The organism is Paenisporosarcina sp. (assembly GCF_057785155.1).
Genome location: NZ_JBYNRN010000034.1, coordinates 16,676 through 30,044, shown reverse-complemented (window position 1 = coordinate 30,044; position 13,369 = coordinate 16,676). Strand labels below are relative to the sequence as shown.

Genomic DNA, 13,369 nt, shown 5'->3' with positions numbered 1-13,369 from the left:
ACAGCGTCTTTGATGATTTCAAAAAGGAGGGGACACTATGCATCGCGGAAAAGGGATGAAATTTGTCGGGGATTCTCGTGTACCTGCTAATCGCAAACCGAATATTCCTAAAGACTATTCCGAATATCCAGGGAAAACAGAAGCTTTCTGGCCTAACTTTTTATTAAAAGAGTGGTTAGTTGGTGCTGTATTCTTAATTGGTTATTTAATCTTAACTGTTGCGCATCCATCACCACTTGAGCGTCAAGCGGATCCAACAGATACTGCTTATATTCCATTGCCAGACTGGTATTTCTTATTTTTATATCAATTATTAAAATATGAATTTGCTTCAGGACCATACAATGTTATTGGAGCAATCGTAATGCCTGGACTTGCTTTTGGTGCATTAATGCTTGTACCATTCTTGGACAAAGGTCCAGAGCGACGTCCATTTAAACGTCCTTTGCCAACTGCATTTATGTTGTTAGCTATTGCATCAATCATTTTCTTAACTTGGGAATCTGTTGTGAACCACGACTGGGAAGCAGCAAAAGCTCAAGGGGAAATTCGTGAAGAAGCCCAGTTCGATACTTCTGCAGAAGGCCATCAGATATACATGGAGTCATCCTGTATTAACTGTCATGGTAATGCTTATGAAGGCGGACTTGGACCATCACTAGCTACGACTGAATATACTACTGAAGAAATTGCGAAAATTGCAAAAGAAGGTATTGGCACAATGCCTGCTGGTCAGTGGGAAGGTTCGGACGAAGATTTACAAAAATTATCACAATTTATTGATGAATTAAGTCCATGATATTACTTAGAAAGAGTCAGGAAACTGGCTCTTTTTTTGTACTGATTTGGAAGTATTAATTTAAGGATATCAGTATAGAAAAAGGCATAGCATGCACCACAGTTAGAACGTGTTATGTTTTTCTAATACATAAGGAGTCGTTTTTAGTGAATACTATCTTTACATACGTGAAATTCATTTTATTTCATAAATCATTTATGTTGCTTTTATTCATCGTAAATTTATTCGGAACTTTATTTGGTTATTATTGGTATCAAAGTCAACTAGAGATTACTCCACCAATCTTCTTGATTTTTGTTCCTGATTCACCAACAGCAAGTTTGTTTTTCACCATTGCATTATTTGGATGGCTATTAAAATTGAATTTTAAATTGATTGAAGCACTTGCTCTCATCACATTAGTGAAATATGGACTTTGGGCTGTCGTCATGAATATTTGGACGCAAGTAGAAACTGGTCCTATTGGATTTGAAGGATGGATGCTGGTGGTTAGTCATTTTGCTATGGCTTTGCAAGCAGTATTGTACATTCCTTTTTACAGATTTAAATGGATTCATGTCGTACTTGCCGCTATTTGGACCTTACATAATGATGTGATCGATTATGTATTTGGACAAATGCCAATTTATCGAAGTCTGAGTGAATACACTCAATCTATTGGCTATTTTACGTTTTGGTTATCAATTGCATGTATTTTATTAGCGATTATGGTCATTAAATTGTCACGTTTGCAGCAGTCGAAATAGTTGCTCAATTTATAGCATATCTATAAAATAAGAGATAGATAGAAATTAGGAGGATGGTCGATTTGAGTTATTCTTTTTTGATTTACTTTGCGGTAATTTTGTTGTTACCACTTTACGCGCAATTTAAAGTCAAAAGTACGTACAAAAAGTATGCAAAAGTACGTTCAACTTCTGGTATGACAGGTGCACAAGTGGCACGATTGATTTTAGACAGTAATGGTTTACAAGATGTGAAAGTTGTTGAAAGTAGCGGATTTTTAAGTGATCACTATAACCCAATGACCAAAATTGTAGCACTTTCTTCTGGTAACTACCATGAAGCATCAGTTGCTGGAACAGCAATTGCAGCCCATGAAGTTGGACATGCGATTCAACATAAAGAAGCCTATTCATTTTTGAAATTCCGTCACGCTTTAGTTCCTGTGGCAAATATTTCTTCGAATGCGTCTTGGATTTTCGTTTTAATCGGAATTTTTGCCAACCTATCGGGCATGTTGCTTTTAGGTATCGCCTTATTAGCAATTGGTGTAGTATTCCAAATTGTAACTTTACCAGTTGAGTTTAACGCTTCAAGCAGAGCGATGAATCAAATTGTTTCTCTAGGCGTTATCCGCAATGAAGAAGAAAAACATGCGAAGAAAGTATTGAACGCTGCCGCAATGACTTATGTTGCTGCTGCTGCAGTTGCTGTACTTGAGCTAACTCGTTTGATTTTAATCTACACTGGTATGAGTCGTTCAGAATAGATGATAATAAAACACACCTAGCAAAGACTTTGCTAGGTGTGTTTTTCAATCTATCGGTTTTTTTTCACCATCTAATGTGAATCCTTCTCCCATAACATCATGAACTTCGGTAACGGACACAAATGCATGAGGATCAATAGACATGATGATATTTTTCAAGCGAACAATTTCATTTCGACCTACTACACAGTAGAGAACTTCACGATCTGCTTTTGTAAAATGACCAAAACCACGTAATACGGTAACGCCACGATCCATATCAATTGAAATACGATCCGCAATTTCATTTTGAAACTCAGAGATGATAAATGCACCACGGGCTGCATATGCACCTTCTTGAACAAAATCGATCACACGTGCTCCAACGAATACCGCGACTAATGTATACATCATAGAGCGAGAATCTAAAAACGTTAACCAAGACAATAGAATGACTGCCGCATCGAAGATAAACATCGTTTTCCCCATGCTCCAGCCCACATATTTGTGAGCTAATCGAGCGATGATATCGACTCCGCCAGTAGTTCCACCATATCTGAAGATAATTCCTAAACCTACCCCAACAAAAACCCCTGCAAATAAAGCTGCTAAAAATAAATCATCTTTTAAGTGAATATCAATTTCATAAATCTGGAAAATTTTCAAGAAAACCGACACGGAAACAGTCCCTACGACTGTGTATACAAATACTTTTCTACCAAGTAATCGCCATCCGAGTATAAACATTGGTATATTTAATAATAAGTTCATTAATGCTGGATCTAATTTAAAAACAAAAAAGAGGATTAAGGTAATCCCACTAAAGCCACCTTCACCTAACTGGTTTTGAATATTAAAATGGACAAAACCAAAACTAAATATGGCTGCACCTAACATAATAAAGAATATATTTTTAAATCGAATGCCTTTAAGCATGCAAACACCCCGTTCCCATATTTCGAACACTTCGTAATTATCATTCATTTTCATAGTTTTGACAATATCATTCGTTATTTTATAGGATAGGAATAGGAGCATGAATTTTAATGAGTCAAGATAAGACATTACATACGGTTCAAAAAGAAGTAGATCAATATATAGGTCAATTTAAAGAGGGGTATTTTCCTCCGTTTGAAATGCTTGCCAGAATGTCAGAGGAACTTGGTGAACTAGCACGTGAAGTCCATCATGTGTATGGAATGAAAAAAAAGAAAGAATCTGAAGCAGAGAAAAGTATGGAGGAAGAGTTAGGTGATCTTTTCTTCGTATTAATTTGTTTTGCTAATGCTCAAAATATTGATATGCAGCAAGCAATCGATCGTGTTATGACCAAGTTTAAATCACGCGATCAAAATAGATGGACATTGAAGGAGGAAGAATGATGATACGAGTTGCAATTGGTGGTCCAAGAGGTAAGATGGGTCAAGAAGCGGTACATACAGTAATGAATCATCCTGAGTTTGAATTAGTTGCGGTGTTAGACTATAAAGATATTGGTCGTCATTTAAGTGAATCATCGGAGTTTCCGTCTAGTTATACAGTTCCTGTATACCTTGATCTAAAAGATCTCCTAAATCAACAAAAACCTGATGTTTTTGTCGATTTAACAACACCTCATCAAGTATATGAGCATACAAAAATTTGTTTAATGTCTGAGGTTCGTCCGGTAATTGGAACAACTGGCTTTACAGAGGAGCAGCTAAAAGAGTGTACCGAACTAGCGAAAAGAATGCATCTAGGTGGTATAATTGCTCCCAACTTTGCACTAGGTGCAGTACTTATGATGAAGTTTGCGGCAATGGCTGCATCGTATTTCCCAGATGTAGAAATCATTGAAATGCATCACGATCAAAAACTAGATGCACCTTCAGGAACTGCTTATAAAACAGCACAACTTATAGCAGAGAGCCGAAATGAACATAAACAAGGGCACCCAGATGAAAAAGAAACCTTGGAAGGTGCTCGAGGAGCATCTTATGAAGGAATTCCGATACATAGCGTGCGCTTACCTGGACTCGTCGCACATCAACAAGTACTATTTGGAGGAGAAGGTCAATTATTAACGATTAGGCACGATTCATTTAATCGACAATCCTTTATGTCCGGTGTGAGCCTTTCAATTAAAAAAGTAATGGATTTAGAAGAATTAATATATGGTTTAGAAAATGTTTTGTAAAAATGGAGGTAAACATCATGAAAATTGCTTTAATCGCACATGATCGAAAAAAAGATGATTTAATTCAATTCGTGACAGCCTATCGAGATATATTAGATGAACACGAACTATTTGCTACTGGCACTACTGGACAACGTATTATTGATGAAACTGGTTTAGCTGTTTTTCGCTATCAGTCAGGGCCATTAGGTGGAGACCAACAAATTGGTTCTAGAATTGCTACCAACGACATGGATATGGTTATATTCTTCCGAGATCCATTGACAGCTCAACCGCATGAACCTGATGTTACGGCTTTGATTCGTTTATGTGATGTATATCAAATCCCTCTTGCGACAAATATGGGTACAGCAGAAGTTTTATTAAAAGGATTACAAGAAGGCTTTGTCGATTGGCGATTATTGCAAGAGAGACGTTCGTAAGGGAGGAAGCCACATGAAAAAGTTAAAAATCGGTATCACTTGTTATCCAACAGTGGGTGGATCAGGTGTCATTGCAACAGAACTTGGAAAGCTTCTTGCAGAACGTGGACATGAAATTCATTTTATAACGTCGAGCATGCCTTTTCGTTTAAATAGAATGGTGCCAAACATCTATTTCCATCAAGTGGAGGTAAATAGTTACTCAGTCTTTCAATATGCTCCATACGACATTGCACTTGCTAGCAAAATGGCTGAAGTGATTAAACAAGAGAACTTAGATGTATTGCATGTGCATTATGCGATTCCACATGCTGTCTGTGCGGTTTTAGCTCGTGATATGGCAAATCAACACGTTGGGATTGTTACAACGCTTCACGGGACAGATATTAGCGTTTTGGGCCATGACTCATCTTTAAAAGGTGCTATAAAATATGGCATTGAAAAATCCGATATCGTTACAGCCGTTTCTGAATCATTAAAACAACAAACGATGGAGTTAATTGAACCCGACCAACAAATCGAGACTATTTTTAATTTTATTGATGAACGAGAATACATTCCAAGAGATACATCTGAATTGAGATCCTACTTTAATATTAATTCTGATGAAAAAGTAATTATCCATGTTTCTAATTTCAGAAAAGTTAAGCACGTTCCCGACGTGGTAAACAGTTTCGCTTACATACGTAAAGAAATGCCAGCCAAATTATTGTTAGTTGGGGATGGACCAGAGATGAATGTCATTGTTCAATTGGTGAAAAGTTTAAACCTTGAACAAGATGTTCTATTTTTAGGCAAGCAAGATAATTTATCAGAACTATATGCAATTAGTGATTTAAAACTTTTATTATCAGAGAAAGAAGCATTTGGATTAGTATTAATTGAAGCTATGGCGTGTGGTGTTCCATGTATCGGTTCAAATATAGGCGGTATTCCTGAGGTCATTGAACATAATGTCAATGGGTTTGTCGTGCCTTTAAATGATATTGAGATGGTTGCTTGCCATGCAATCAAATTATTGAAAAATGACGAAATGCATAGTCGTTTTAAAGAACAAGCCATTTTAACTGTTAAAGAAAAATTTCATTCTTCACAAATTGTGAGCGAATATGAAGATCTTTATTGGAAAGTGGCGAAGCAACATGTCGAAAACCAATGAGTGGGTAGCAAGCCAAAAGATTATTGAGACACTCCAACATCAAGGCTTTGAAGCTTATGTAGTGGGGGGAGCTGTTCGAGATATTGTTTTAGGAAAACCTGCTACCGATATTGATATTGCGACAAGTGCTTTGCCAGAAGAAGTAAAGTCTACTTTTCCGAGATCAATTGATGTTGGCATTGCACACGGAACGATTGTTGTATTAATGGATGAGTGTGCAATAGAAGTGACCACATTTCGAACTGACGGTGTATATGTGGACCATCGACGACCAACTCATGTCACCTTTGTACGTTCATTAGAAGAAGACATGAAGAGAAGAGATTTTACGATGAATGCCATGGCTCTTACAAAAGATGAAGAAATTATCGATTTGTTTGGTGGAAAAGAAGACATTCAAAACGGAATTATTCGCACAGTCGGAGATCCTAATCATCGTTTTGGAGAAGATGCTTTAAGAATGCTAAGAGCAATCAGATTTTCTGCACAACTGAACTTTCAACTTGAAGAAAAAACTTCTGAGGCAATCACTCAAAACGCATCCACCATTCAAAATATATCTGTTGAACGAATTACGAATGAATTAGAGAAAATTTGGCTAAGCGCCTTTCCAATAAATGCATTGAAAGAAATAGAAAAAACAAAAATTGGACAATGGTTGCCAGGTTCATTAACTTGGTCCTCGCAGATGTGGGAACAGTTTGATGACAATAAGGCAACAGTTCATGGATGGGCCTTTCTTTCTTTACTTCAAAACAAGGACAAACAAGAAAAGATTCCGAGTTTGTATAGATTATCAAACGTGCAAAAAATAGAAATTCAACAAATTGTAAAAGCAGTTCATATTCGCGAGCAGAGGTTTTTCTCAACTGTTGACCTATATCAATTCAGTGAACAAACATTAGTATTAGCTGAAAAGTTCGTCAATATTCTATTTCCGACTATTGAAACTACAGACTCAACTACCATTGTAGAAATGAAAAAAGCATTGCCGATCCAATCAATAAAAGAATTATCGATAACTGGTAACGACTTAATGAACTGGCTAGATAAGCCTGGTGGACCTTGGTTGAAGGAAATGATAAACGAGATTGTTCAGGCTATTCTTCATAAAGAAATCAACAATCATCCTGAACAGATAAAGGAATGGATTAAAAATGAATCCCGCCATAAAAACTGAAATAACGAAAAGATTGCTTTCTGCAGAAGGAAACCCGATATCGGGTCAACAATTAGCGGATGAATTTCAAGTATCAAGAACGGCTATTTGGAAGCATATAAAAGAACTAGAGCAAGATGGATTCATTATTGAAACCATCAAGAAAAAAGGATACATTTTGCAATCGTCACCAGATACTCTTCAAAAAGAACAAATAGAACAATACTTAACTTCCAATCGTTTTGGACATCCTATACATTACTTCGAGGAATGTCCTTCCACTCAGCCAATTGCTCATAAACTTGCGCAAGAAAATGCTGCGGATGGAACGATTGTCATATGCGAAGAACAAACAGCTGGAAAAGGCCGACTATCCCGAGTATGGAAATCTTCTAAAGGAAAAGGGATTTGGATGAGTGTGATTATTCGTCCAGATATTCCGCCAATAAAAGCACCGCAATTTACGTTGATTGCAGCTGTAGCTGTAACACGAGCAATTGAAGATGTTGCAAATGTTCGTGCCGAAATCAAATGGCCTAATGATTTATTAATAAACGGTAAAAAATGCACAGGTATTTTAACAGAGCTTCAAGCTGACATCGATCGAGTTCAAGCGATTATTTTAGGTATTGGTGTCAATGTAAATCAAGACATGGAGGATTTCTCTGAGGATATTCAACATATCGCAACGTCTATCAAAATGGTTTCAGGAAGTCATGTAGATCGAGGACAACTCGTTGCTCGAATTCTACACCATCTTGAGATCTATACAGACCTTTACGTGAAACACGGCTTTGAACCTTTAAAGCTTTTATGGGAAAGTTATTCAGGGACTTTAGGGAAACGTATAAAAGCGGTTATGATTCATAACGAAATTGAAGGTGTTGCGCTAGGAATAACAAATGATGGCGTACTTCAAGTTCGAACAGATGATGGGAAGGTTCATGGAATTTATTCAGCTGATATTGAAATCCAAAAAGATTGAAACGAAGCAATGGAACTCCTAAACGGATTCTGCTATAGTGAACACATAGGGCAGTATCTTATAGAACTGCACCTGATTGACCATTTATATTTGCAAATTAAATAGTTCTGCCTTGATCAGAAACGACAGGGACGGAGGAAACCAATTATTTTACACTTAGCACCCTTCTGTCCATTTTTGGCTAGAAGGGTTTATTTTTTGGTTTCTTCTCCATTTGAGAGGAGAATGAATATGAAAACGACATCTAGTTTCATTGACATGAAAACAAAAAAAGAAAAAATTGTTATGTTAACTGCTTATGATTTCCCAACGGCCAAATTAGCTGAAGAAGCTGGTGTGGATATTTTACTAGTGGGAGATTCGTTAGGAATGGTAGTCCTGGGTTATGATTCAACAATCCGAGTGACGGTTGAAGACATGATTCACCACGGGAAAGCAACGAGAAGAGGAGCTAAAGACACGTTTATCGTCGTGGACATGCCTTTTGGAAGCTATCATGGATCTGCGGATTCCGTATTATCAAACGCAGTAAGGATATTCCAAGAAACAGAAGCTCAAGCTTTAAAAGTTGAAGGCTCAGATGAGATTAACGATGTCATTCGATTACTAACTAGAACTGGGATTCCTGTAGTTGCTCACCTCGGATTATTGCCTCAATCAGCAAGTGTTAGTGGGGGATATAAAGTGCAAGGGAAAACAGCCGATGCTGCTCAAAAACTGATTGATGATGCAAAAGAAGCGGAACGCGCGGGAGCAATAATGATTGTATTAGAATGCATTCCATACCAGTTGGCTAAAACCATCACAGAGAGTGTAACAATCCCGGTAATCGGTATTGGAGCTGGTGCAGATACTGACGGACAAGTCTTAGTTTTCCATGATACTGTAACTTATGGAAGCCATCATATGCCGAAATTCGTCAAAGCTTTTTCACAGGTTGGAAAAGAGATTTCGGAAGGTTTAACCCAATATGTACAAGAGGTTAAAAAAGGCGTATTTCCTGCTGAACAGCATCGTTTTACGATGAAGGATGAAGAGTACCAACAATTGTACGGAGGCAAATCATGATTGAAATAAATACAATTGCTTTATTAAAAAACAAAGTTAATGAAGCTATAGAAACTGGTCAAACGATTGGATTTGTCCCAACTATGGGTTTCTTACATGAAGGACATATGTCGTTAGTAGAGAATGCTCGAACTGAAAACGATTTAGTCATTATGAGTATTTTCGTAAATCCAGCACAATTTGGTCCAAATGAAGACTTCGATCGGTATCCAAGAGACATCGAACGTGATTCTCGTTTAGCAAAAGAAGCGGGTGTAGATGTATTATTTTACCCACAAGTGGATGAGATTTATCCTCAAGATGGTGGCATTACCATTCAAGCCGGGCAACAAGCAAACGTTTTATGTGGAGCATCTAGACCTGGACATTTTGATGGCGTTCTAAAAATTGTCACAAAACTCTTTCACATCGTTCAGCCTACTCGTGCTTATTTTGGCCAAAAGGATGCACAACAGTTAGCGATAATTGAAACACTCGTGCGAGATTATAATTTCCCATTAGAAATCCGCCGCGTGGAAACAGTTAGAGAAGAAGACGGTCTAGCTAAAAGTTCAAGAAATGTTTTCTTAAGTCCCACTGAACGAGAAGAAGCTCCGGCTCTGCAAAAAGCGATTAAACTGGGGATCGAAGATTATTCGAAACATGGGGATGTCAATCAAGCTGTGGCAATCACTAAAAAACTTATTGAAGAAAAAACATCAGGGAAAATAGATTATGTTGAATTATTAGGATATCCTAATTTAACAAAACCAACGGATAGACAAGAAGACGTTATTTTAGCTGTCGCTGTCTTCTTTGAAAAAGCTCGTCTAATCGACAATATTATACTGACTAATAAAGGGGAATAACTCTCATGTTACGCATGATGCTAAATTCAAAAATTCACAGAGCTGTCGTTACGGAAGCTGATTTAAACTACGTAGGAAGTATCACAATCGATCAAAACATCTTAGATGCAGTTGGTATGTTACCAAACGAAAAAGTGCATATCGTTAACAACAATAATGGGGCGCGTTTTGAAACATATATCATTTCAGGAGAAAGAGGTAGCGGAGTAATTTGTGTAAACGGTGCAGCAGCTCGTCTAGTTCAACGTGGAGACGTTGTCATTATCTTATCTTACGCGTATGTAATGAATGATGAAGCAAAAGATCACAAGCCAACTGTGGCAATTATGAACGACAATAACACAATTCGAGACATCATCAGCTACGAACCTGAAGCTACGGTAATGTAAGTACTCGAAGTCAATTATAGATCGGTATAAAATGACCAACAAACATTTAAATTTGTTGGTCATTTTTTATTTCATAAAAGTTGTGAAGCAGGTATTTATTGAATTTTGTCGAAAAAGAATGATTATGGTAATTCTAGAATAAAGATTGTAAATAGGTTGTTTACATAATACTATTATTTATTTTATCAAGTTCATCAATTGTATCGGTCATATTTTTAAAAAATAATAACCAAGTAAAATTTACTGTACACGGTTTTTTATTGAATTATGTAAGACAAGAATCAATTGAAGAACTAAAAAATCGTATCCGAACAAACATAACGGCAGCAGAGAGGAGAACATCATGAATACCCATTTTATAAAATTAGTAGAACCAACAATACAGTTAATCGAGCAAATAAATCGTTGGGACAACGATCCAAACCTAATTCCATTAGTTCGACCGAATCGAAACAAAACGGAATTTGAAAAACGTTATAAAATGACCATAGAAGATTTAACAAAAAGACTTGAGAGTCACCATATCTACCTCATCTACCTTAATGACAAAGTCGTGGGTGAAATGAATTTTATGGTAGACCCAGGTCACTTGTTTAATAAAGTCCCTGGAACTGCGTGGATTGGTATCACAATTGGTGAGTCAGAAGGTAGAGGTAAAGGGATTGGTAAGGAAGCAATTGAATTTTTAGAGGAACAGATTAAGAAACAAGGACTTAAACGGATTGAATTAGGTGTTTTCGAATTTAACATACCAGCTCAAAACCTGTATAAGAAAATGGGCTATAAGGAAATAGGTCAAATTGAAAACTTCACATATTGGAATGAGAAGATGTGGACTGATATTCGAATGGAAAAGTATTTATAAAAATCGTTTTTGCTAGCAGTATTGTAGATTACTCAAAATAGTGGGTTAAATAACGTTCTTTAGCTAATTTCACAAAAAACAAGAAGATGCATTCACATAAATAAACTCCGATTGTAAGAAGGGAATTACACCATTGAATAGATTCGTGATTATGACTGTCGGTAAAACGCATAGTGGTAAAACTACTTTTGCACGGAACTTAGAAAAAGAGATAACCAATTCAGTTGTAATCGATCAAGACAACCATGCTGAATTTCTTCAATCGACTTATCCATTGTTAGTACCAACCAAAGGACATAATAAGATTAAGTATGCGCTCACACAAACGATTGTGGATTATGCAGTTAATGAGACCAGTTGCCATCTTATTTTATGCAACTCAAATCGAAACAGAAAAGCACGCATTAACCTGCTGGAATATTTTCGAAACAAAGGATTTACTACGATTATTGTAAATTTCGACATGCCTGATAACGTTCTTTTTGAGCGGGTTGAAAATAGTGAAAGAAATACTGAGGTTTTAAGAACAGTTTTAAGTTTTAAAGATGTGCTTGAACGACAGCAAAAAGAATCGGGAATAAATGAAATTGTTGATCCAGTAGATGGCGAAGCGGAATATGTTTATGTAATTAGAAATTCAAAAGAAGTTGAAGCTGTAACACAAGAAATTGTAAAAAGTTTGCACTCTAAAGATTAATTTTGTCCATACCGAATATGACCAAACAATCATATAGTCTCAAATAAAATAGTCACAAATAATACATGTATTTTAGATATATGTTTAAGTTTAGAAGGGAAGATGATGGTAGAATTAAAGTATAAATTTCCTGATTTAATCTACTCACTTCAAAATTATCAAATAAATAAATTTCATAGAAATGGAGGGGTCAATATGACATTCTTAATAATTATCGTTGCCATCATTTTGATTTTTGCACTTATTGGCACGTTGTTAATTACAAAAGATAGTGACGCTGTATACAGTGGTGAGAAGAGTTTAAGTAACCAAGCATGGATGTATATCGCAATCATTCCAATAATGATTGTTGTTGGATTAATATATTTGTTCTAACAATCGGAAAACGCACCGGGTAAATTCCCAGTGCGTTTTCTGCGTTTACGAAAAAATAGTTACAAATCTAGAAACAAATTACCGGTATGTGTCATGAGTTGGATTGAACAAGTCTTCTTTAGAGTTTCTGACTACTGCAAAGTGTTCAACGTTATAATGACCATGAAGAGTTTTATTATGATGCATAATGATCTGTTCAGCACTAAGGACATCACTGTCATTTGTTGAATGCCCATCACTGACCAATGTTACATCTAATCCATTAATAGTCGCTGTTCTAACGGCACTATCAATACAGTGTTCTGTTTTGCAACCCATGATTACAATATGGTTCATTTTTTGCGATTTTAAATGATCTAGGAGACCCGTTTCATGAAATGAATTCGTTGCTGCTTTATCGAAGATTCTCCCACCTGAAGGAACATTAATTTCATTGTGAACTTGGAATCCTGCTCCTTTACCTTCAGCTACATCGAGGTCTCTTATAAACACCACTGAAACATTTGCACCGCTCGCTTTTTCAATCACGCTATTAATAGTTTGGATAAGCAAAACCTTATTTCGTACCGCACTTTCTTGGTGATTCCCATCAATTAATTCCTGTTGCGCATCAATGATTAGTAGAGTTTGATTCAAAATTATATCCCCTTTCAACATGTAGGAAACGAAAATGTAATTATTAGCTATATTAAAAGTTTATAAATATTAAGTAGAGAGACAATTATAATGACAGTTCCGCAAACTAATGAAATATAAAAAGCTTTTTTGATATATATTTCAGTATTAGCTGATACAACAAATGATACTCCGAAAAGTAGTAATCCGATTTCAAAAAATAGTTGCGAATAAGTGAAAGCAGAGTTTAAGTAAGGCGTTAGCATGAAGGGAAGTGCAATGATTATAAGCACGTAGGAGTATAACGAAAACTTTGCATTTGGTTTAATTTGTTCCGATTC

Annotated in this window: 17 protein-coding genes; 15 read left to right on the top strand and 2 right to left on the bottom strand. The window is 36.3% G+C overall.

Annotated elements, in window-relative coordinates:
• The first annotated feature begins 37 nt into the window (after window positions 1-37).
• From AC3EA5_RS12495 to AC3EA5_RS12485, 3 genes are all read left to right on the top strand, one after another.
• Window positions 38-799: a c-type cytochrome gene (locus AC3EA5_RS12495; protein ID WP_488608644.1), complete on the top strand. Its 762-nt coding sequence runs from the start codon at window positions 38-40 to the stop codon at window positions 797-799.
• A 146-nt stretch (window positions 800-945) separates the two neighbouring features.
• The gene (gene lhaT, locus AC3EA5_RS12490; protein ID WP_488608643.1) at window positions 946-1,545 is read left to right on the top strand and encodes a lipoprotein heptaprenylglyceryl N-acetyltransferase LhaT; all 600 of its coding nucleotides are present in this window, start codon (window positions 946-948) and stop codon (window positions 1,543-1,545) included.
• Window positions 1,546-1,607: 62 nt separating this feature from the next.
• On the top strand, window positions 1,608-2,291 hold the full coding sequence (locus AC3EA5_RS12485) for a zinc metallopeptidase (RefSeq protein ID WP_488608642.1): 684 nt from the start codon (window positions 1,608-1,610) through the stop codon (window positions 2,289-2,291).
• 45 nt (window positions 2,292-2,336) lie between these two features.
• Here AC3EA5_RS12485 and AC3EA5_RS12480 read toward each other — a convergent pair whose 3' ends face one another.
• Window positions 2,337-3,206 carry a YitT family protein gene (locus AC3EA5_RS12480; protein ID WP_488608641.1) on the bottom strand — a complete coding sequence of 290 codons (870 nt, stop codon included), beginning with the start codon at window positions 3,204-3,206 and terminating at the stop codon, window positions 2,337-2,339.
• 110 nt (window positions 3,207-3,316) lie between these two features.
• On the opposite strand from AC3EA5_RS12480, the gene AC3EA5_RS12475 reads away from it, so the two are divergent.
• The 12 genes from AC3EA5_RS12475 to AC3EA5_RS12420 all read left to right on the top strand — a co-directional run bounded on the left by AC3EA5_RS12475 (window position 3,317) and on the right by AC3EA5_RS12420 (window position 12,413).
• Complete coding sequence (locus AC3EA5_RS12475; RefSeq protein ID WP_488608640.1) at window positions 3,317-3,652, top strand: nucleotide pyrophosphohydrolase; 336 nt, start codon at window positions 3,317-3,319, stop codon at window positions 3,650-3,652.
• Window positions 3,649-4,446: a 4-hydroxy-tetrahydrodipicolinate reductase gene (gene dapB / locus AC3EA5_RS12470; protein WP_488608639.1), complete on the top strand. Its 798-nt coding sequence runs from the start codon at window positions 3,649-3,651 to the stop codon at window positions 4,444-4,446. Before AC3EA5_RS12475 ends, dapB begins: the two co-directional genes overlap by 4 nt.
• Window positions 4,447-4,463: 17 nt before the next feature.
• Window positions 4,464-4,868: a methylglyoxal synthase gene (mgsA, locus tag AC3EA5_RS12465; RefSeq protein ID WP_488608638.1), complete on the top strand. Its 405-nt coding sequence runs from the start codon at window positions 4,464-4,466 to the stop codon at window positions 4,866-4,868.
• Between the two features lie 13 nt (window positions 4,869-4,881).
• Window positions 4,882-6,027, top strand: a complete 1,146-nt coding sequence (gene bshA / locus AC3EA5_RS12460) for an N-acetyl-alpha-D-glucosaminyl L-malate synthase BshA (protein ID WP_488608637.1) — start codon at window positions 4,882-4,884, stop codon at window positions 6,025-6,027.
• Window positions 6,011-7,207, top strand: coding sequence for a CCA tRNA nucleotidyltransferase (locus tag AC3EA5_RS12455; RefSeq protein ID WP_488608636.1), 1,197 nt, complete (start codon window positions 6,011-6,013; stop codon window positions 7,205-7,207). Before bshA ends, AC3EA5_RS12455 begins: the two co-directional genes overlap by 17 nt.
• Window positions 7,185-8,171, top strand: coding sequence for a biotin--[acetyl-CoA-carboxylase] ligase (locus tag AC3EA5_RS12450; protein ID WP_488608635.1), 987 nt, complete (start codon window positions 7,185-7,187; stop codon window positions 8,169-8,171). Before AC3EA5_RS12455 ends, AC3EA5_RS12450 begins: the two co-directional genes overlap by 23 nt.
• A gap of 231 nt (window positions 8,172-8,402) precedes the next feature.
• On the top strand, window positions 8,403-9,239 hold the full coding sequence (panB, locus tag AC3EA5_RS12445) for a 3-methyl-2-oxobutanoate hydroxymethyltransferase (protein WP_488608634.1): 837 nt from the start codon (window positions 8,403-8,405) through the stop codon (window positions 9,237-9,239).
• Window positions 9,236-10,087, top strand: coding sequence for a pantoate--beta-alanine ligase (gene panC / locus AC3EA5_RS12440; RefSeq protein WP_488608633.1), 852 nt, complete (start codon window positions 9,236-9,238; stop codon window positions 10,085-10,087). The genes panB and panC overlap by 4 nt, the downstream gene beginning before the upstream one ends.
• Before the next feature lie 5 nt (window positions 10,088-10,092).
• Window positions 10,093-10,476 (top strand): aspartate 1-decarboxylase, encoded by a 384-nt coding sequence (gene panD / locus AC3EA5_RS12435; RefSeq protein ID WP_394191990.1) that lies wholly within the window; start codon window positions 10,093-10,095, stop codon window positions 10,474-10,476.
• A 343-nt stretch (window positions 10,477-10,819) separates the two neighbouring features.
• On the top strand, window positions 10,820-11,341 hold the full coding sequence (locus AC3EA5_RS12430) for a GNAT family N-acetyltransferase (RefSeq protein WP_488608632.1): 522 nt from the start codon (window positions 10,820-10,822) through the stop codon (window positions 11,339-11,341).
• A 133-nt stretch (window positions 11,342-11,474) separates the two neighbouring features.
• On the top strand, window positions 11,475-12,038 hold the full coding sequence (locus AC3EA5_RS12425; RefSeq protein WP_488608631.1) for an AAA family ATPase: 564 nt from the start codon (window positions 11,475-11,477) through the stop codon (window positions 12,036-12,038).
• Between the two features lie 195 nt (window positions 12,039-12,233).
• Entirely contained in the window at window positions 12,234-12,413 is a 180-nt protein-coding gene (locus tag AC3EA5_RS12420; protein ID WP_488608630.1) for a BshB3 potential contributor to bacillithiol synthesis, read from the top strand.
• A 78-nt stretch (window positions 12,414-12,491) separates the two neighbouring features.
• Here the strand turns inward: AC3EA5_RS12420 and AC3EA5_RS12415 are convergent, their stop codons facing one another.
• Window positions 12,492-13,049, bottom strand: a complete 558-nt coding sequence (locus AC3EA5_RS12415) for an isochorismatase family protein (RefSeq protein WP_488608629.1) — start codon at window positions 13,047-13,049, stop codon at window positions 12,492-12,494.
• Between the last annotated feature and the right edge of the window lie 320 nt (window positions 13,050-13,369).